The organism is Lonepinella sp. BR2357 (genome assembly GCF_051851525.1).
GTDB lineage: Bacteria > Pseudomonadota > Gammaproteobacteria > Enterobacterales > Pasteurellaceae > Lonepinella.
The window spans coordinates 107,707-129,240 of the sequence record NZ_JBPDVG010000003.1; the positions used below are offsets into that span (position 1 = coordinate 107,707).

A 21,534-nucleotide genomic window follows, 5' to 3' on the forward strand; every position below is an offset into this window, starting at 1 on the left:
CCTGAAGTGAATTAAAACACACCCATATTGCGTAATCCCGTGGTGATAATTTCTACCCCAAGGGACATCAATAATAACCCCATAATACGAGTAATCACGTTTGAGCCTGTTTTGCCTAATTTTTTAATCAGCGGTTTAGAATAACGGAATAAAATATAACAGCCCACCCCAAATAACATAATGGTGATGGACGAATACACATAATTGATCAAGGTATGTTGAGTAGAACCAAATACAATGGTCGCACTAATGGAACCAGGGCCTGCCATAATTGGCATGGCTAACGGCACCACGGCAATGTTATTGTAGTCGTCAAAGTTTTCATTTTTTTCTTCTTTATTGATTTTATGTTCACCGATTTTACCGTTAATCATGGTTAACGCAATCATGGCTACCACACCACCGCCAGCAATGCGGAAAGAATCAATAGAAATTTTGAACGTGTCTAAAATAAAATTACCGAAAAAGAAACTGACTAACAAAATCATCACAATAGAAAAACAAGTAACCAACGCCGTACGGTTTTGTTGTTCTCGGGTTTGTTCTGACGTCATGGAGTAGAAGATTGGCGTGACGCCAATGGGGTTAACCAAGGCGATCAGCCCCATAAAGAACTGGAGATAGATAGCTAATTCCATATTTTATCCTAAGTTTAATCATTTTCGGCCATTATAATGGATAGCTTAATAGAGATAAATAAGCCAAATGCAAAAAAGTGCGATGAAATTCACCGCACTTTCCTAATTATATTCAGATGATAGACAGATGATTACATCATACCGCCCATGCCACCCATACCGCCCATACCGGCAGCTGGATCTAATTTATCGTCTTTCGGTAACTCAGTGACCATACATTCAGTCGTGATCATCAAGCCTGCCACTGAAGCGGCAAATTGTAATGCAGAACGAGTGACTTTGGTTGGGTCTAAGATACCCATTTCGATCATATCGCCGTATTCTTCCGTACCAGCATTATAACCGAAGTTACCAGAACCGGCTTTCACCGCACTGGCCACCACAGACCCCTCTTCACCTGCATTTTCTACGATTTGACGTAATGGGGATTCTAAAGCACGTAAGGCTAATTTGATACCCACATTTTGCTCTTCGTTATCGCCAGTTAAGGTTTCAGCCACTTTCGCTGCTGCACGGACTAAGGCCACGCCACCACCGGCAACGATACCTTCTTCCACCGCTGCACGAGTGGCATGTAACGCATCTTCCACACGGTCTTTCTTCTCTTTCATTTCCACTTCAGTGGCTGCACCGACTTTAATTACGGCCACACCGCCAGCGAGTTTCGCTACACGTTCTTGTAATTTTTCTTTGTCGTAGTCAGACGTGGATTCTTCGATTTGTTGACGAATTTGGGTTACACGACCTTTAATCTGAGCCTCGTCACCGATACCGTCAATAATCGTGGTGTTGTCTTTGTTGATCACCACACGTTTGGCTTGACCTAAATCTTCCAAGGTCGCTTTTTCTAATTCCATACCGATTTCTTCAGAAATCACGGTACCGGCTGTTAAAATCGCAATGTCTTGTAACATAGCTTTACGACGATCACCAAAGCCTGGGGCTTTTACCGCAGCGACTTTTACGATACCACGCATAGTATTGACGACTAAAGTGGCTAAGGCTTCACCCTCAACATCTTCGGCAATGATTAATAATGGTTTACCGGCTTTTGCTACGCCCTCTAACACGGGTAACAATTCACGAATATTAGCGATTTTTTTATCCACTAATAAAATATATGGATTGTCTAATTCAACCGTTGCCGTTTCTGGTTTATTGATGAAATAAGGGGATAAATAACCACGGTCGAATTGCATACCCTCAACCACGGCTAATTCATCTTCCAAACCTGTGCCGTCTTCAACGGTAATCACGCCCTCTTTGCCGACTTTTTCCATAGCTTGAGCGATTAATTGACCGACCACACTGTCGCTGTTGGCAGAAATGGTGCCCACTTGTTCAATTTCTTTCGAGGTTTCACATGGTTTAGACAAGGCTTTTAATTCCGTGACCACGGCAGCCACGGCTTTGTCAATCCCACGTTTTAAATCCATTGGATTCATACCAGCAGCCACGGCTTTTAAGCCCTCATTCACGATAGCTTGAGCTAAAACAGTTGCGGTTGTGGTACCATCACCTGCGGCATCATTGGCTTTAGAGGCAACCTCTTTCACCATTTGTGCACCCATATTTTCAAATTTATCGGCTAATTCAATTTCACGTGCCACAGACACACCGTCTTTGGTAATCGCAGGTGCGCCAAAGGCTTTATCTAAAATCACATTACGACCTTTCGGGCCTAAAGTCACTTTCACGGCGTCCGCAAGCACATTTACGCCGGCTAACATTTTTACACGAGCATCATTGCCAAATTTTACATCTTTTGCTGCCATTTTCTTATTCCTTCTCTATTATTCTACGATTGCTAAAATATCATTTTCAGAAACGATTAACACTTCTTCGCCGTCAATTTTTTCGGCTTTCACGCCGTATCCCTCATTGAAAATCACGGTGTCACCCACTTTCACATCTAACGGTTGCACGGTGCCGTTTTCTAAGATACGGCCTTTGCCTACCGCAAGCACTTTTGCTCGAGTGGATTTAGTTGCCGCCGTGCCGGTTAACACGATACCACCAGCGGATTTGGTTTCTACTTCTTCACGTTTGATAATTACACGATCGTGTAAAGGACGAATTGCCATTTGAATTTCTCCTAAATTAGATTTATTAAAAAAGTATCAATAATATGGGGCGAGAATTTAGGCTTTCAAGAGGAAAAATAAATTTTTTTGCAAAATGTAGGCATAAAAATAGGGCAAATCACTTTCGCCCTATTTTTGAAATTTGCGGATGTTGGCTTTCTAGCCCATACCATATTGTTTTAATTTTTTACGTAAGGTACCACGGTTAATGCCTAACATAATGGCGGCACGGGTTTGGTTGCCACGGGTATGTTGCATAATGATGTCTAGCAAAGGGAGTTCCACTTCAGCTAACACAAGCTCATAAAGATCATTGACATCTTGACCGTCTAATTGAATTAGATAATTTTTAATTGAACGTTTTACTGAATCACGTAAAGGTTTATTCACCGCTTGTGATTGTGCATTTAATTCTGGCACGATAAATTTTGTCGAAATTGTGGTTTGTTCAGTCATTTGAATTTCCATTCTTATTAATAAAATTAAAAAAATCTTCCAATGCAACTAACTGCTCAGTAGCGTTGCTAATGGCATTAAAAGTCCGTTTAAAATCGGAATCGGGTTGAATTCCTTGTAAATACCAGCCAACATGCTTGCGAGCAATTCGATAGCCTTTTTCAGGGCCATAGAACTGATGTAATTCTTCAATATGACGTAAAATTACACCGCACTTTTCTGTTAAACTGGGGGCGACTATATTGGTTGAATTGATTTCAGCTAGTTCTCCTAAAGATTGAAATATCCAAGGATTACCTAAAGCCCCACGCCCAATCATAATTCCATCTGCACCTGTATAATCAAGCACAAATTTTGCTTTCTCTACCGAGATAATATCGCCATTAGCTATTATGGGAATTGAAACCGCTTGCTTAACTGCTTTAATATTTTGATATTCTGCATCCCCTTCAAATAAGCATTCACGAGTACGTCCATGAATGGTTAATGCCGTAATACCACATTGTTCCGCAATTTGAGCGATTTCTACGCAATTTATATGTTGCCGATCCCAGCCAGTACGAATTTTTAACGTGACAGGCACGTTGACAGCATTGACCACCGATTCAAGTATTTCTGCCACTAAATCGGGAAATTGAAGTAAGGCAGAACCTGCTAACTTCTTATTCACCTTTTTAGCTGGGCACCCCATATTAATATCAATTATTTGGGCACCATATTGCACATTAACTTGAGCCGCTTGTGCCATTTCCTGCGGATCTGCACCCGCAATTTGAACAGCATTAATGCCAGCGTCTTGGTGATGAGCCAGACGTAATTTCGATTTTTCTGTATGCCATACTTGCGGATTAGTGGACATCATCTCCGAAAACGTCAGTCCAGCACCATAGTGCGAACAGAGTTTACGAAATGGCTGATCCGTAATGCCTGCCATTGGAGCTAATAAAATGCGATTTTTTAATTGATATTGACCAATTCGCACTTTATATTCTCCAACACTTAGTTAACTCAGAAAAAATTAAGCCGAATATTGATTAAATATTCGGCATTAATAACCGACAAGGTTGGCTATGATACGCAAAAATTTGTCATTTGAAAAGCATAATTTTTAAACAAGTAACAGAAAAAGTGTGGTTTTTCTAGTTGACATAGTTAAATTAGGCTAATTTTCCTGTAATTCTGCACCATTCTTCTTGTTCAGCCACTGGTTCAAGGATAAATTTTTGTTGATAAGTCTCACAAACCGATGCTGCTTGTGTCGCTAAAATACCCGATAAGCCCAAATCGCCATGTGGTTTGACTAACTGGCTAATCACTGGATAAAGCTCTTTGAGTGGGCCGGCTAAAATATTGGCAACCACCACATCCGCTTTTAAATCCGCTGGTTTGTCGTCTGATAAAAATAATTGCAAGCGATCTGCCACGCCATTGTTCTCAGCATTATTGCGACTGGCTAAAATGGCTTGTGGATCAATATCAATGCCAATCGCCGATTTTGCCCCGAGTTTTAATGCCGCAATGGCCAAAATCCCCGAGCCACAACCAAAATCAATTACGGTTTTACCGTTTAAATCCAAGCTATCTAACCATTCCAAACACAATGCCGTGGTCGGATGTGTACCTGTACCAAAGGCAAGACCGGGGTCAAGCATGACATTCACTGCATTTTCATCAGGCACGTCACGCCAACTTGGGCAAATCCATAAACGTTTGCCAAATTGCATTGGGTGGAAATTATCCATCCATTCCCGCTCCCAATCTTTATCCTCAATTTGCTCAATTTTATAGGCAAAATCGGGTGCTAACAGTTGGCTGTTGCGAAGTGCGGTTAAAATTAACGCCATTTCTGTTTCCGCATCAAATAACGCCATCACATCCGTATTGCCCCAAAGGCGAGTTTCCCCTGGGAGCGGTTCAAAAATCGGCGTATCTTGACTGTCCATAAACGTCACCGACACTGAACCGATTTCTTCTAAAAAATCACTGATTTTTTCTGCTTTTTCGCAGGTACTGTTTAAGCGAAGTTGTACCCAAGCCATAGTTTTTTCCTTTTTATTGTTATATTCTTACTGAACCACCAACAATCCAATCGCCCCTTTATCCGCCTGCACTAAATCCCCTGAACCAAAAATAAACGGATGGGTATTGGCAGACAAATTATCAAATTTCACCAAAATACTGGCTTTGTTTTCGATCCACAAGGTGTCTTTCCAGACCAATTCATTTTCGGGAGTGTGGTTATCATTTTGGCTTTCCACCACAAATCTTGCCCCTTGAATGCGGAAACTGACCGGGGAAGAAACGCTGATTTGCCAACGTTCAACGGTGCCTTGTTTGGCACTCACATCAATACGACGGGGGTCAAAGCGTTTTTGGTTAATCATGGCGTTGATATTGTCTAAATGAAATTGGCGTTCTTGCACGATTTCCGTTGGCAAGCTGGCAATTTGGCTAAATTGATAGCGTGGCTTATTGGTAAACGCTGCGAGTAACCCTTCGGGACGCAGTTCTAATATATGGTTATCCGCCAATTCGCCGTCGCTATCAAAGAATAAGCCGATTTTATCAAGTACCCCTCGTTTTTTGCCGGTAATTAAGCTGACATTGCCGCCCTCGTTTAAATCCACTAGGATTTCAAGGCGTTCCCCCGAACCGAGCATGACGGATTTTACCGTTTTCGGTTCAGGCAAAAAGCCCTGATCTTGGGCGATAATCAGAAAATCCCGTTCATCATCAAATCGCAATTCATAAGCACGAGAAAGCGAGGCATTCAGCAAACGTAACCGCACCCAACCCCGAGCCACGCTCAAATAAGGCGATTGTTGACCGTTCACAAATAAGCGTTCGCCCAGAAAGTGCGGTTCATTTTGTTGAAATAATTGCGAGCCACTGCTGTTTAGGCTTAAATCTTGTAAAATCAAGGGAATATCATTGACACCATAGTTATTGGGTAGCGACGATTTTTTGCTTTCGTCATCTTCCACAATCCACATGCCCACCAGCCCACGATAATTTTGATAAGCCGAACTGGCGAGGGAACAAGATTGGTAATAACATAGCCCAGCGGACTGCGTAACCGGCACAATCGGTGCCCAACTTTCACCGGGTTTTAAACTATGCCCAATGCCCCCGAGAAATTCGCTGTTCACTTGCAAACCCTGAATATTCATGGCCACCAGTTGTGGCAGATTATTGCGATAGTTGAGTTTCACAAAATCCCCTTGACGCACTTTCACCGTCGGGCCGAGATATTGCCCATTAAAGCCCCAGACTTCCACTAAATTATTTTCCAATAATTTCACTTGGGTGCTTTCTAAGCCTAAAAACAGCGGTTTACCTCGACGGAGTTCAATCAAAGGCGGAATCACCAACGGTTGATTCACCGCCGCCCACAAAGCTGTCGGCAAGGTGGCTAAAGCGGTGGCAAGGGCGGTTTTTTTAAACAACTGACGGCGAGCATAATCCATGGTGACATCCTTTATGATTGAGCAATTTCCGCATCTAATTCAGCGATACGCTGTTGCATGAGTTGATGGCAATGGTTGGCAAATTCACGCACATTGTCTTTATTAAATTGGCGACTGTCAATGGGTGGTAGAATTTCACAAATCACTTTGCCATTATGCAAGCGATTTAACTCAATTTTGCCTTGTGTGGTCGAACACACCACTGGCACAATCGGCACGCCCGCCGCAATCGCCGCATGAAATGCCCCCGTTTTAAATGGCAATAAACCACGCCCACGACTGCGAGTACCCTCGGGGAACATCCACACCGACAGATTATCTTGATTGATACGTTGTGCCACTTGTCCCATGGTGTTATGGGCTTTATTTTTATTATCACGATCTAACAGAATGTTGCCCGTTGCCCAGTAAACCAAACCAAAAAAGGGGATCCAGATGAGGCTTTTTTTGCCGATACTCACGGTGCGAGGTTGCACCATATAAGACACTGTGACCATGTCGTAGTTATTTTGGTGATTGGCAATATAGACGCAAGGGCCAATGTTGGCGGATTCGGGGGAATAACGGTGTTCAACGGTTAAGCCGAAGAGGGGATATAAGCGGCCAAACCAACGAGCGACGACACTCACGTTATTTGGATTTTTGAAACGAATGAGTGAGTAGATAGTGCCACAAATACAGATAATTAGGCAGAATAGAACGACAATAATAATTCTGGCGAGTTTTAGCATGTTGTTGTTTTCCTGTTTGGTTTTTTGGGGATTATAACAGGTTTTTATTGTTTTTTTAATATCGGTTTTCGCCGATGGCGACTTACTTTTTCTTTGCTTTTGCAAAGAAAAAGTAAGCAAAAAGAAAGCACACCCCGACTTTGCCTTGTTTACTGAAAAAGGGTTAATTTGCTTAACGGAAAATGGCTGAACTCGCTACGCTCAGACAGACGCCATTTCCCTACAAATTAACCCTTTTTCAGGCGGCAAACACGTGGCCCCAGTGGGGATGCGGGGTGTTAAAGTGCGGTGTTTTTTATTGATTTTTTAGAACGAATGGTTTTATCTTAATTGAAAATATTCTATGCAGATTGTATTGCACTGGAATAAAAACTGTTGTAATTTTGTTAAAAATCATCATAAAAAGGAAAAAATTATGTCAGAACTTCATTTTGAAACCCTACAGTTACACGCAGGACAAGAGGTCGATAGTAGCAGTAAATCTCGAGCTGTACCAATTTATCAAACCACATCTTACGTATTTGATGATGCACAAGAGGCGGAAGATTTATTTGCTTTGCGTAAGCTAGGCAATATCTATACCCGCATTACTAATCCCACTGTGGCAGTGTTTGAGAACCGTATTGCAGCACTGGAGAAAGGCGTTGGAGCGTTGGCTACGGCATCAGGCATGGCAGCGATTACTTATGCGATTTTAGCTTTAGCCCATGCGGGTGATCATGTGGTAGCAGCAAGTACCATTTATGGCGGAACCTTTAATTTATTAAAAGAAACCTTGCCACGTTATGGCATCACAACGACCTTTGTCAATGTAGAAGATCTCACAGAAGTGGAAAATGCGATTCAAGAGAATACCAAATTGGTATTGATTGAAACCCTAGGCAATCCGTTAATTAATATTCCAGACCTTGAAAAAGTAGCGGATATTGCACATCGTCATCGTATTCCGTTGGTGTGTGATAATACGTTTGCCACCCCTTATTTGATTAATGTGTTCTCACACGGCGTGGATATTGCCATTCATTCTGCCACTAAATTTATTGGTGGACATGGTACCACCATTGGCGGTGTGATCGTGGATTCGGGCAAATTTGATTGGGTAGCATCAGGCAAATTCCCACAATTTGTGGATGAAGATCCGAGTTATCATAATATTAGCTATACTCGAGATATTGGGGCAGCTGCTTTTATTGTGGCGGTACGAGTGCAGTTATTGCGTGATACAGGGGCAGCCCTTTCACCATTTAATGCGTTTTTATTATTACAGGGTTTAGAAACCCTGTCATTACGAGTGGAACGCCACATTGAGAATACACAAAAAATTGTGGATTTTTTGAGCCATCATCCGAAAGTGGAAAAAGTCAATTATCCAAGTTTGCCAAACAGTCCATATTATGCCTTAGCACAAAAATACTTGCCAAAAGGTACAGGGTCGATTTTTACTTTCCACGTCAAAGGTGGAGCCAAAGAAGCCCGTCAGATGATTGATAAATTAGAAATTTTCTCAAATTTAGCCAATGTGGCTGATGCAAAATCTTTAGTGGTTCACCCTGCGACCACCACGCACGGTCAATTAACCGAAAGTGAATTGTTAGCTTGTGGTGTCACCCCAAATCAAATTCGTTTATCGATTGGATTAGAAAATGTGAATGATTTGATTGCGGATTTAACTGTGGCGTTGGAGAGTATTTAACTTTATACACAAACAAGAGTGCGGTGAAAATTGTGAGAGATTTTCACCGCATAATTTAGTGTGATACCACATCATTTTTACTCAATTAGCCATTATTAGTCATGATTTGTCTAATTAGACAAAGTGATGTACAACGATGGCTAATTTTATAATGGATTGCCATGCCTATGCGTGAATCCGTTTTTTCGCATCTTCAATCGCCTCCGCCACTCGCAACGGCGACACCCCACCCTTGGCATTACGTTTATCCAAACAGGATTGCAATGATAAAATAGGGTAAACATCTTCGCCAATGACATCACTAAATTGACGAAATTCTTGCACGGTTAAATCTTCTAAGCCTTTTTGAACTTGAATTGCATAAACCACGGTTTCACCCACAATATGATGTGAATCACGGAACGGCACGCCTTTTGCGACTAAGTAATCAGCGAGTTCGGTCGCATTAGAGTAGCCTTTGAGTGCAGCCTCTCGAGTACGGTTGACATTAACTTTGATGTCCTCTAATACAAATGCAGCCATGGTTAAGCAATCGTGCCAGGTGTCTAAGGCGTCAAAAATGCCCTCTTTATCTTCCTGCATGTCTTTGTTGTAGGCCAATGGCAAGCCTTTGACGGTGGTGAGCATACCCATAAGTGAACCGATCACACGCCCAGTTTTACCTCGAATCAATTCGCACGCATCGGGGTTTTTCTTTTGTGGCATGAGTGATGAACCTGATGTGACTCGATCAGATAATTCCACAAAATCTGCTTCGCCACTGTTGAAAATAATCATATCTTCAGCGAAACGAGAAAGGTGTGCCATGCTTAATGACGCAGTGGAAAGCAATTCAATAATATGATCACGGTCAGAAACACTGTCTAAGCTGTTGCGAGTGGCGAAGTCAAAACCAAGATCTTGTGCTAATTGTTCACGGTCGATAGGATAGGCTGTACCTGCTAATGCCCCACTGCCGAGTGGGCAAGTATTCATACGGCGATAGGCATCTGCTAAACGGCTATAATCTCGTTCTAACATTTCTACATACGCCATACACCAGTGAGCAAAGCTGATGGGTTGGGCACGTTGTAAATGGGTATAACCAGGCATCACGGCGTGTTGATTATTTTCTGCGGTTGCTACTAATTTGGCTTGTAGTTCACGTACGCTGTATTGCAATTCCGTGACTTGCTGTTTGCACCACATTTTTATATCAAGGGCGACCTGATCGTTACGGCTACGTCCTGTGTGTAGTTTTTTACCTAAATTGCCGACTTTATCGATGAGCTTACTTTCTACCCAACTATGAATATCTTCCGCATCATCTTGCAAAATCGCCAGCGGATTTGACCGCACTTCAATTAACAACTGATTTAACGCTTGTTCCAGTTGAGCCTGTTCATCTGTGGTGAGAACACCGACACTCACTAATGCCTTTGACCACCCCACTGAACCCTCAATATCTTGTTCAGCTAAACGATAGTCAAAACGTAGTGAATCATTAAAATCTTTAAAACGTTTATCTGCCGCTTGGGTAAAGCGACCGCCCCATAATGCCATATTTTTTCCTTTTTTAGTGTAGGTTTAGGGATAAATTCTTGTACCAATAATTTCACCACGTAAAAGTGCGGTGAGTTTTTCAGGATATTTCCAATTCGCAATATCTACGCCACGTTGTAATAATTGTGCCGCATCGAGTGCCGCTTTTACTTTCACAATCATGCCGTCAGTAATCACTTTTTCCGCAATAAGTTGCTCAATTTGCACCGCAGTTAGCTCGGCAATACGTTGCTTATTGCCGTCCAGTACGCCGTCAACATCAGACAACATCACCAAATCCGCATCAATCAACGCTGCAATAGCGGTGGCAGCTTGATCGGCGTTGACATTCATTAAACGCCCTTGATCATCAACAGCAATAGAGCTAATAATCGGTAAAAATTTGCTGGTTAATAATTGCTCTAACAGCGTAGCGTTTTGTGCTTGTACATTGGCGACATGACCTAATTCAGGATCAAATTGCATCGCACTGGTCAAATTGCCGTCAGCAAGACTTAATCCGACAGGATTTAACTGAAATTTTATGGCTTGTGCTAACAGTTTTTTATTGGCAATGCCAGCCAACGCTCCCACGATAATGTCAATTTGATCGCTTGGGGTTACTCGTAAACCATTTTTCTTTTGCACCGGTAAGCCTAGTTTTTTCATTAAATCATCAACTACGCAACCGCCACCATGAACGATAACTAAAGGGCGAGTAGCCTGTTGTAGATAATCTGCTAAGGCTAGGAATAAATTTTCCATGGCAGCAGGGGTATCTAATAACACACCGCCTAATTTAATCACTAAAGGTCTAATCATTGCGATAAATCCTTAAAATAAACCGAGCGTTTCATTATAACCGAAACGAATATTGGCACATTGTACCGCTTGTGAGGCAGCCCCTTTCAGTAAATTATCTTCCGCCCCGATAATCACAATATGCCCGTTATGGGTGGCAAAACCAATATCACAATAAGGGGTAAATTCCACCGCTTTAATGCTTGGTAAACCTTGCTCATACACTCGCACGAGCGGGCAATTAGCGTAATATTGTTGATAAGCGGATCTGATTTGCTCGTCGGTGACGCCCTCTTTTAATTTGGCCGTAATGGTGGCTAAAATACCTCGTTTAAAATTGCCTAAGTGCGGTGTAAAAATGACTTCGGTGCCTAAATGGGTAGCAATTTCAGGTTGATGACGGTGGGTAAAGACACCATAAGCGTTCAGGCTCACTTCGCAGAAACTGCTAGTAATGGCTGGCCGACGACCGGCACCGCTCACGCCACTGACCGCATTAATCACCGGTAATTGATTGAGATCTAATAAATTATTTTCAATTAATGGTTTTATACTTAATTGTGACACCGTTGGATAACAACCGGCTACCGCAATTAAATCGGTTTGTTGAATCTGCTTACTGTTCCATTCGGCAAGGCCATATACCGCAAAATTGAGAAGTTCAGGATATTGATGTTCAAAACCATAATATTGGGTGTAAAATTCTGCATTATTGACACGGAAAGCCCCCGACAAATCGAATACTTGGCAATCTTGTTGTAAAAAAATCGGAGCAAGGTTATGGCTAACTTCATGTGCAGTGGCGAGAAAGACAATATCGGCATCATTTGCCAATAAGGATAAATCTTCAGGCAAGGGATGCAAAGGCAGATCACAGAATGTACGTAATTGCGGATACAGATCAGAAATGCGTTTGTTGGCATCTACACTTTGCTGTGAAACATAAAGTCCTGCTAGCTCAAAATGCGGATGACGAGTGAGAATTTGAGCAAGCTCTGCACCAGTATAGCCACTGGCTCCGACAATAATGGCTTTTTGTGTCATAATGTAATCCTGTTTTTGTTATAGTGATTATTTATGCTATTATTCTGCATAAATATTTAAAAAGCAACTGTTATTAGGCAAATTAAATGAAAAAACATCTCTCTTTTATCCAAATGTATCAACAACTGATTGCCATACCGACCATTAGCAGTATTGAAAAAAAAGCCGATCAATCGAACCGCACTTTAATTGAATTGTTAGCGAATTGGCTAAAAGATCTTGGTTTTCAGACGGAAATTCTACCTGTGGCGGGCAGTAATGACAAATATAATTTACTGGCAACCTATGGTGAGGGCGAAGGCGGTTTATTATTGGCAGGGCACACGGACACCGTGCCATTTGATGAGGGGCGTTGGACGTTTGATCCCTTCAAATTAACGGAAAAAGATGGCAAATTTTACGGCTTAGGCACGGCGGATATGAAAGGCTTTTTTGCTTTTGTGTTGGATGCTATTCAGCAGATTGATTTAACCCAATTAACCAAACCTTTACGTATTCTTGCCACCGCTGACGAAGAAACCAGCATGTTGGGGACAAGAACCTTTATTCAACACAGCCACATTCGCCCCGATTGTGCCGTGATTGGTGAGCCGACGTCATTACGCCCTGTGCGTGCCCACAAAGGGCATATTGGCAAAGGCTTGCAAATTATTGGCAAGTCGGGCCATTCTAGCGATCCCGAAAAAGGTGTGAATGCCATTGAAATTATGCACCAAGCCACAGGTTATTTAATGCAAATGCGAAATGAGCTGAAAGAAAAATATCATCATGCGGATTTTGCTATTCCTTATCCTACTATGAATTTTGGTTCCATTCATGGCGGAGATGCGGTGAATCGCATTTGTGCTTGTTGTGAATTGCAATTTGATATTCGTCCCTTGCCTGCTATGCAGTTAGAGGATTTGGAAAGCATGTTGCGAGAAAAATTGGCTCCGCTATTTGAACAATATGGTGATCTTCTCACCTTGCGAAATTTGCATGAGCCGATACCGGGTTATGAATGTGAGCATTCTGCACAAGTCGTGCAAGTGGTGGAAAAATTGTTGAGAGAAAAATGTGAAGTGGTAAACTACTGCACCGAGGCACCCTTTATTCAACAACTTTGTCCGACGCTTGTGTTAGGGCCAGGTTCCATTGAACAAGCCCATCAGCCGGATGAATTTTTATCGGCAGAATTTATTAAACCAACACAACAACTGTTGACGAAGTTGATTAATCATTTCTGTTAAGGATTGTATTAGAAATAATTTAATTGAAAAGCATTAATTTTAGATATAATATAACAATAGTATTTATTTGTTAAATGTAACTAAAAATATTATTGTGATCTTTGAAATAATTGGTTACTTTTTCTATGCAACCACATTGCAAGAATTTACTGACTCTTAAAATTTAACTTGGAAGGAAGTTTCTATGTCAAACACACAAGCGATTGCTAACGTATTTAAACTTATCGAAGAAAACAATATCAAATTTGTTCTTCTTCGCTTTACTAACATCAAAGGCAAAGAACACGGCGTATCATTACCTGCCAGTGCCATTGATGACGATTTCTTTGAAGAGGGCAAAATGTTCGACGGATCTTCCGTTGAGGGCTGGCGAGCGATTAATAAAGCCGATATGCTATTAATGCCAATTCCAGAAAGTGCCGTAGTGGATCCCTTTGCACAAATCCCAACCCTATCAATTCGTTGTAGTATCTATGATCCGAACACCATGCAAAGCTATGATCGTGACCCACGTTCTATTGCCTTGCGTGCCGAACAATATATGCGTTCAACCGGTGTCGCAGATAATGTGATGTTTGGGCCAGAACCAGAATTCTTTTTATTTGATGATGTGCGTTTTTCTACGGAGCCAAATAAAGTATCTTACGCCATTGATGACGAAGAGGCCATGTGGAACACCAACCGCAAATACAAAGAACAAGGCAACAATGCTTATCGTCCATTGAAAAAAGGCGGTTACTGTGCAGTTGCTCCGATTGATAGCGGACATGATATTCGTTCTGAAATGTGTTTATTGTTAGAAGAAATGGGCTTAGTGATTGAAGCTCATCACCATGAAGTAGCGACCGCAGGTCAAAATGAAATTGCGACAAAATTCAATAGCTTAACTTTGAAAGCGGACGAAACTCAAATCTACAAATATATCGTGCAAAACGTGGCATTAGAACACGGCAAAACCGCTTGCTTTATGCCAAAACCGTTTGCCGGTGACAATGGTTCAGGTATGCACTGTAATATGTCATTAAGTAAAGACGGTAAAAATATCTTTATGGGTGACAAATATGCGGGCTTGTCTGAAACAGCGTTATATTATATCGGTGGTATTATCAAACACGCTAAAGCCTTAAATGCCTTTACTAACCCAAGTACAAACTCATACAAACGTTTAGTGCCAGGGTTTGAAGCTCCCGTATTATTAGCTTACTCGGCCAGCAACCGTTCTGCATCTATCCGTATTCCTGCGGTGACCAGTCCGAAAGCAACCCGTGTCGAGGCTCGTTTCCCTGATCCAATCGCAAATCCGTATTTATGTTTTGCAGCTTTGTTAATGGCGGGCTTAGACGGCGTGGTAAACAAAATTCACCCAGGTGATGCCATGGACAAAAACCTTTACGACTTGCCACCAGAAGAATTAAAAGAAATTCCAGCGGTGTCAAGCTCATTAGAGGAGGCTCTTGATAATCTTGCAAAAGATTATGAATTCTTAACTCAAGGTGGCGTATTCACTAAAGACTTTATCGAAACCTATATCGGTATGAAACGTAAAGAAGTGGAACGTTTGAACATGACCCCACACCCAGTGGAATTTGAAATGTATTATGCTTAATATTTGATTAAGTGGGAAAAACAGGATTAGAGATAATCCTGTTTTTTTATGTTGTCATACTGACGAAAAAAAGTGCGGTGAAAAATATTTGATATTTTTTCACCGCACTTTGGATCTAACGATTTAAATTACACATCCAAATATTCCATTATCCCCTCTGCGGCACGGCGTCCCTCGGCAATGGCGGTTACCACTAAGTCCGATCCTCGGGTAATGTCGCCACCGGCGAAGATTTTTGGGTTAGCGGTTTGTTGGGTGAGTTCGCCGTTGGCTTTAATACGGCCACGTTGATCCACTTCCACACCCACCGTATCAAGCCATGGCATGGCATGGGGTGCGAAACCGAATGCCACAACCACCGCATCACATGCCACCACTTCTTCACTGTTTGGAATGACTTCCGCACGGCGACGGCCGTTGTTGTCAGGTTCGCCCATTTGGGTGCGGACAATTTTAATGCCAGTCACTTTGCCAGAGGCGTCGGTTTGAATCTCAAGCGGTTCGGCTTCAATTTCTACCGGTTGAGCGTTAAATTCAAAATCGACACCCTCTTCTTTCGCGTTATGATATTCTTTTTTCGAACCAGGCATATTGGCAGCGTCACGGCGATAAACACAGGTGACTTCCACCGCACCTTGTCGAACCGAAGTACGCACGCAGTCCATAGCAGTATCACCGCCACCCAGTACCACCACACGTTTACCTTGCATATTCACAAAATCAGGGGCATCAAAGCCGAGTAAATGTTGCGTATTGCCGATTAGAAATGGTAAGGCAGAATAAACGCCAGTGGCATTTTCATTGGGAATATCTGCTTTCATGCCTTGATAGGTACCGACACCTAAGAATACTGCATCATACTGTGCGACCAGTTCGTCTAGTGTGATATCTTTGCCAATTTCTACTCCTAAGTGGAATTTTACGCCTAATTCGGTAAATAGCTCACGGCGGCGTGTCATTACGCTTTTTTCCAGTTTAAATGCTGGAATACCAAAGGTGAGCAAGCCCCCAATTTCTGGCTGGCGTTCGTAAATACTGACTTCTACACCGTTACGAAGTAATACATCGGCACAACCTAAGCCAGCAGGTCCAGCACCGATAATAGCCACTTTTTTACCCGTTGGAACGGCATTAATAGTTGGTTTCCAGCCCATTGCAAAGGCCTTTTCAGTGATATATTTTTCCACATTACCAATGGTGACAGCGCCAAATCCGTCATTTAAGGTACATGACCCCTCGCATAAGCGATCTTGTGGACAAACGCGACCACAGACTTCTGGCAAACTGTTGGTGGAATGGGCTAATTCTGCCGCTTCAATAATGCGTCCCTCATGGGCTAAACGTAGCCAGTTCGGGATATTATTATGTAACGGACATTTGTTTTGACAATAAGGATTGCCACACTCCAAACAGCGATCCGCTTGAGATTGTGCCTGTGTATCGCTAAATACATTGTAAATTTCCACAAACTCGGTTTTTCTTACGTTAAGTGGAATTTTCGGTGGATCCACACGTTGCAAGTCGATAAATTGATAGACGTTTCCACGACCCATAGTTTATTCCTTCAAATCTTTAAAAACTTTTTCTTTTTCCACCGCACTTTGGTTTAAATAAAGTGCGGTGAAAATCCCACAAATTTTTATTACTGAGCTAACGCACCTAATTCATTCACGGTACGGCGTTTATGCCCTAATAACCCATTGACATCATTGGCTTTTGGTTTAATTAACACAAATTGCGAAACATATTGTTCCCAGTTAGCCAAAATACGTTCACCGATACCACTATGGGTTAATTCCACATGGCGAGAAATTAAGCCACGTAAATGCTCTTGATGGGTTGGTAAATCCACAATACTTAAACCCTCTACTAATTCAGGGTTAAGCCGTTGTTTAAAACCGCCATCTGTATCAAGCACATAAGCGAATCCACCCGTCATGCCAGCACCAAAGTTAATCCCCGTTTTGCCTAACACGGTGACGATACCGCCAGTCATATATTCACAACCGTTATCGCCGATACCCTCAACCACTGCAGATGCACCAGAGTTACGCACCGCAAAACGTTCGCCAGCACGTCCTGATGCAAATAATTCACCGCCAGTGGCACCATATAAACAAGTGTTGCCCGCAATGGTGGCATCTTCCGCCTTGAATGAAACACCGGCGTGCGGTTTGATCACAATACGACCACCAGCCATACCTTTACCCACGTAGTCGTTAGTATCACCTGTTAAGGTCAAATTTACACCACCTGCCAGCCATACCCCTAAACTTTGTCCAGCGGTACCAGTTAAATTAATATTGAATTCTTGCAATGGATTACCACGATTGCCGTAACGTGCTGCCAAAATACCAGAAAGCGTTGCACCAATAGAACGATCCACGTTGGTTATATCAAAGTTCATTTCGGTACTCAAACCACTTTCAAGGGCATCTTGTGCTTGTTCAATAATGGCTTTGTTTAACAAGCCTTTATCAAACGGTGGATTATGTTGTGTACAATATCTTGCACTGCCATCTGGTACTTTTGGCGAGTAAAGCAGTTTACTTAAATCTAAACCACGTTGTTTGCTCGTCTTGCTGTTAATGATTTCTAACAAATCAGTGCGACCGATTAAGTCGGTGAGTTTTTCTACGCCTAATTGGGCTAAAATCTCACGCACATCTTGTGCAATAAATTTAAAGTAATTCATGGCTTTTTCTGGCAAGCCAGTATAATGTTTACTGCGTAAGGTTTCGTCTTGGGTCGCAATACCTGTGGCACAGTTATTTAAGTGACAAATACGCAAGTATTTACAACCTAATGCCACCATTGGACCTGTACCGAAACCAAAACTTTCTGCCCCTAAAATGGCGGCTTTGACAATATCTAAACCAGTTTTTAAACCACCATCCACTTGCAACCGCACTTTATGACGCAAATTATTTTCCACTAACGCCTGTTGTGCTTCGGCTAAACCCAATTCCCACGGTGAACCTGCGTATTTCACGCTGGATAATGGACTTGCCCCAGTACCGCCGTCATAACCTGCAATGGTGATCAGATCGGCATAGGCTTTAGCAACGCCAGTAGCGATTGTTCCCACGCCAGGGAGCGACACCAATTTCACTGAAATCAAGGCTTTCGGGTTGATTTGTTTGAGGTCGAAAATTAATTGAGCCAAATCTTCAATGGAATAAATATCATGGTGTGGTGGTGGTGAAATCAAGGTTGACCCTGGTACCGCATAGCGTAATTGTGCAATATAAGGAGTCACTTTATCCCCTGGTAATTGCCCACCCTCACCGGGTTTTGCTCCTTGTGCGACTTTAATTTGAATCACTTCCGCACTCATTAAATAAGCAGGCGTTACCCCAAAGCGACCAGAGGCGACCTGTTTGATTTTAGACACTTTTTCAGTGCCATAGCGTTTCGGATCTTCACCGCCCTCACCTGAATTTGAATAACCGCCTAAACGGTTCATTGCCGTGGCTAAGGCTTCGTGTGCTTCTGGACTTAATGCACCGATAGACATGGCGGCACTGTCAAAGCGTTTATATAGATTTTCCGCTGGTTCAACTTGTGCAACATCAATCGCATTATTGGGATCGGTTTTGAGCTTTAACATATCACGAATGGTCGCCACAGGACGATGATTTACAGCATCACGATAGGCTTTGTATTGCTCATAATCCCCGCTATTGACGGCTTTTTGCAAGTTCATCACCACATCTGGGTTATAGGCGTGATATTCCCCTTGCGGTTTGAATTTCAAAAATCCACCCATATCCAAATCTTGACTTGGTCGCCATGCCCGTTTGCGTAATTGACTAAGTTGCTGGTCAAAATCCGCAAAGCTGGCACCCTCAATTCGACTAGTAATCCTAGGGAAACAAAGATCAGTAATTTCTGAACTCATACCCACTAACTCAAATAATCTGGCACAACGATAAGATGAAATGGTGGAAATCCCCATTTTCGACATAATTTTATACAAGCCTTTATCAATGCCATAACGGAAATTTGCCGTAACTTGACGTAAGGATTTTTTGATTGAACCCGTTTTCACCATTTGCCCCAAGGTTTCATAGGCAAGATACGGATAAATAGCGGTCGCCCCTAAACCAAGTAACACCGCAAAATGATGCGGACTGCGAGCTTCGGCAGTTTCGACTAAAATATTGGTATCACAACGTAAATTGGCAGACACTAATTGATTTTGTAATGCCCCTACTGACAAGGCAGTTGGAATCGGTTGATAGGATTTACTAATATTGCGATCGGATACGATTAATAAAACTGCACCATTTTGCACCGCACTTTTAGCTTCTTTACACAGATTTTCAATGGCTTGTTTTAAGCTCATTTCATCGGGGTTATAGGTTGCGTCTAAAATTTGGTGTTTATAATATTGCTGTGGTAAATCCAAAATTTGTTGCATATCGGAATAGACCAAAATCGGTGATTTAAAACTGACTCGATGGCTCATTCCTTCCGCTTCAAAGAACACGCTCATTTCACGTCCGATACTCGTGTTTAATGACATCACATGCGCTTCACGTAATGGGTCAATCGGTGGGTTTGTTACCTGTGCAAAATATTGACGGAAATAATCAAAAATTACTCGTGGACGTTCAGATAGTACCGCAAATGGCGTATCATCACCCATCGAACCGACCGCTTCTTGCCCGTTCTCACCCAGTACACGAATGATATTCTCAATTTCTTCGTTATCGTATAAGAATTGTTTTTGATACACCAATAACTCTTGCTCGCTTAAGGTTGTCGCACCAATTTGGCTATCATCTACTTGATCAAATGGCACTAAGCGTTTGACGTTTTTATCTAGCCATTGGCGATAAGGATGTCTGGAGCGAACTTCATTATCAATTTCATCGGAATGCACTAAACGCCCTTTTTTGGTATCAATCACTAATAATTGCCCCGGTCCAACCCGTCCTTTTTCTACAACTTCATCAGGTGCATAATCCCAAATACCGATTTCTGATGCGATAGTAATTAAGCGATCTTCGGTGATCACATAACGAGCTGGGCGTAAACCATTACGGTCTAGGTTACAAGCAGCATAACGACCGTCAGACAGCACAATCCCAGCAGGACCGTCCCAAGGTTCCATGTGTATAGAGTTAAAATCATAAAAAGCTCGCAGATTATCGTCCATGTCAGGGTTATGTTGCCACGCAGGCGGTACTAATAAACGCATGGCACGGAATAAATCCATACCGCCACACACAAACAGCTCCAGCATATTATCCAACGAGCTAGAATCCGAGCCACTTTCATTGACGAACGGTGCAGCAGTTTGTAAATCTGGAATTAACGGCGTGCGATATTTATAACCCCTTGCTCTCGCCCAAGCTCGGTTGCCTGAAATGGTATTAATCTCACCATTATGGGCTAAATAGCGGAATGGTTGAGCTAATTTCCAACGGGGTTGGGTATTGGTGGAAAAACGTTGGTGGAATAAACAAATCGCAGATTGCATGCGTAGATCGGCTAAATCTGTATAGAATTTCGGCAAATCTTTCGGCATACACAAACCTTTATAAATCACAGTTTGATTAGAAAAACTACAAATATAAAAATCATCATGGCTGATACGTTTTTCAATACGACGACGAGCCACAAACAAACGGCGTTGCAAGTCTTGATTTCGCCAACCGCTCGGTGCATTAATAAACACTTGTTTGATCGCTGGCATATCTGCAAGAGCGATTGAGCCTAAAACCGATGGATTGGTTGGCACATCACGCCAATAGGCAATGCCTAAGGTTTCTTCGGTCAGTTCTTGATTAATAATCTCAATAAATTCGGCTATCAATTTCTCATCTTGCGGTAAAAAAATCTGACCCACCGCAAAATTTTTAGCTAAGGAAAAGCCATTCTCATCGGCGATATGGCGAAAAAAGGTTTCTGGCATTTGAATAGATAAACCGCAACCATCGCCAGTTTTACCGTCTGATAAAATCGCCCCACGATGTTGCATCCGAGATAAGCCTAAAATGGCATTACGTACGACTTTGTGGCTCTGCACGCCGTCAATATTGGCGATCAGCCCAAAACCGCAGTTTTCACGCACTTCACTGCGATCATATAGCGTTGTCATAAGTTGTCTTCCTGCAAATAGAGTAAAAGTAAAATTGTTTTAGCTAACAAGGTGGGAAAAATAACAGATTTTACACCCGCACTTTGTTATTTCGTTATATAGGTAAAGTCATCTTAGATTGAATAATGGTTTATGTAAATATATCAAACATTATA

The 21,534-nt window shown here is 42.2% G+C and carries 16 protein-coding genes; 3 read left to right on the forward strand and 13 right to left on the reverse strand.

Features of this window, described 5'->3' with window-relative positions:
- Positions 1-11 precede the first annotated feature (11 nt).
- The 8 genes from ACTG7L_RS02675 to ACTG7L_RS02710 form a co-directional block, all read right to left on the reverse strand.
- Positions 12-638 (reverse strand): YchE family NAAT transporter, encoded by a 627-nt coding sequence (locus tag ACTG7L_RS02675; protein ID WP_439239871.1) that lies wholly within the window; start codon positions 636-638, stop codon positions 12-14.
- Positions 639-769: 131 nt separating this feature from the next.
- Complete coding sequence (gene groL, locus ACTG7L_RS02680) at positions 770-2,413, reverse strand: chaperonin GroEL (protein ID WP_439239870.1); 1,644 nt, start codon at positions 2,411-2,413, stop codon at positions 770-772.
- An 18-nt stretch (positions 2,414-2,431) separates the two neighbouring features.
- Positions 2,432-2,722 carry a co-chaperone GroES gene (locus ACTG7L_RS02685; RefSeq protein ID WP_439239869.1) on the reverse strand — a complete coding sequence of 97 codons (291 nt, stop codon included), beginning with the start codon at positions 2,720-2,722 and terminating at the stop codon, positions 2,432-2,434.
- A 159-nt stretch (positions 2,723-2,881) separates the two neighbouring features.
- Complete coding sequence (gene fis / locus ACTG7L_RS02690) at positions 2,882-3,178, reverse strand: DNA-binding transcriptional regulator Fis (protein WP_439239868.1); 297 nt, start codon at positions 3,176-3,178, stop codon at positions 2,882-2,884.
- Positions 3,171-4,160, reverse strand: a complete 990-nt coding sequence (gene dusB / locus ACTG7L_RS02695) for a tRNA dihydrouridine synthase DusB (protein WP_439287384.1) — start codon at positions 4,158-4,160, stop codon at positions 3,171-3,173. The genes fis and dusB overlap by 8 nt, the downstream gene beginning before the upstream one ends.
- Before the next feature lie 175 nt (positions 4,161-4,335).
- Complete coding sequence (prmA, locus tag ACTG7L_RS02700; protein WP_439287385.1) at positions 4,336-5,217, reverse strand: 50S ribosomal protein L11 methyltransferase; 882 nt, start codon at positions 5,215-5,217, stop codon at positions 4,336-4,338.
- A 27-nt stretch (positions 5,218-5,244) separates the two neighbouring features.
- Complete coding sequence (locus ACTG7L_RS02705) at positions 5,245-6,645, reverse strand: multicopper oxidase domain-containing protein (RefSeq protein ID WP_439287386.1); 1,401 nt, start codon at positions 6,643-6,645, stop codon at positions 5,245-5,247.
- Between the two features lie 11 nt (positions 6,646-6,656).
- Positions 6,657-7,376, reverse strand: a complete 720-nt coding sequence (locus ACTG7L_RS02710; protein ID WP_439287387.1) for a 1-acylglycerol-3-phosphate O-acyltransferase — start codon at positions 7,374-7,376, stop codon at positions 6,657-6,659.
- A 415-nt stretch (positions 7,377-7,791) separates the two neighbouring features.
- Between ACTG7L_RS02710 and ACTG7L_RS02715 the strand changes: the two genes are divergently transcribed.
- The gene (locus ACTG7L_RS02715) at positions 7,792-9,069 is read left to right on the forward strand and encodes an O-acetylhomoserine aminocarboxypropyltransferase/cysteine synthase family protein (RefSeq protein WP_439287388.1); all 1,278 of its coding nucleotides are present in this window, start codon (positions 7,792-7,794) and stop codon (positions 9,067-9,069) included.
- Positions 9,070-9,234: 165 nt separating this feature from the next.
- Here the strand turns inward: ACTG7L_RS02715 and argH are convergent, their stop codons facing one another.
- From argH to argC, 3 genes are read right to left on the reverse strand one after another with little or no spacing between them, the layout of a single operon-like run.
- Positions 9,235-10,611, reverse strand: coding sequence for an argininosuccinate lyase (gene argH, locus ACTG7L_RS02720; protein WP_439287389.1), 1,377 nt, complete (start codon positions 10,609-10,611; stop codon positions 9,235-9,237).
- Positions 10,612-10,635: 24 nt separating this feature from the next.
- A complete protein-coding gene (gene argB, locus ACTG7L_RS02725) occupies positions 10,636-11,409 on the reverse strand; it encodes an acetylglutamate kinase (RefSeq protein WP_439287459.1) in 774 nt (257 codons plus the stop codon).
- 15 nt (positions 11,410-11,424) lie between these two features.
- A complete protein-coding gene (gene argC, locus ACTG7L_RS02730; RefSeq protein WP_439287390.1) occupies positions 11,425-12,435 on the reverse strand; it encodes an N-acetyl-gamma-glutamyl-phosphate reductase in 1,011 nt (336 codons plus the stop codon).
- 86 nt (positions 12,436-12,521) lie between these two features.
- On the opposite strand from argC, the gene argE reads away from it, so the two are divergent.
- Both argE and glnA read left to right on the forward strand, forming a co-directional pair.
- Positions 12,522-13,664: an acetylornithine deacetylase gene (gene argE / locus ACTG7L_RS02735; RefSeq protein WP_439287391.1), complete on the forward strand. Its 1,143-nt coding sequence runs from the start codon at positions 12,522-12,524 to the stop codon at positions 13,662-13,664.
- 184 nt (positions 13,665-13,848) lie between these two features.
- Positions 13,849-15,270, forward strand: a complete 1,422-nt coding sequence (gene glnA, locus ACTG7L_RS02740; protein WP_439287392.1) for a type I glutamate--ammonia ligase — start codon at positions 13,849-13,851, stop codon at positions 15,268-15,270.
- Positions 15,271-15,398: 128 nt separating this feature from the next.
- Here the strand turns inward: glnA and ACTG7L_RS02745 are convergent, their stop codons facing one another.
- Together ACTG7L_RS02745 and gltB are read right to left on the reverse strand one after the other, a co-directional pair.
- The gene (locus ACTG7L_RS02745) at positions 15,399-16,823 is read right to left on the reverse strand and encodes an FAD-dependent oxidoreductase (RefSeq protein ID WP_439287393.1); all 1,425 of its coding nucleotides are present in this window, start codon (positions 16,821-16,823) and stop codon (positions 15,399-15,401) included.
- Between the two features lie 89 nt (positions 16,824-16,912).
- The gene (gene gltB / locus ACTG7L_RS02750; RefSeq protein ID WP_439287394.1) at positions 16,913-21,379 is read right to left on the reverse strand and encodes a glutamate synthase large subunit; all 4,467 of its coding nucleotides are present in this window, start codon (positions 21,377-21,379) and stop codon (positions 16,913-16,915) included.
- Between the last annotated feature and the right edge of the window lie 155 nt (positions 21,380-21,534).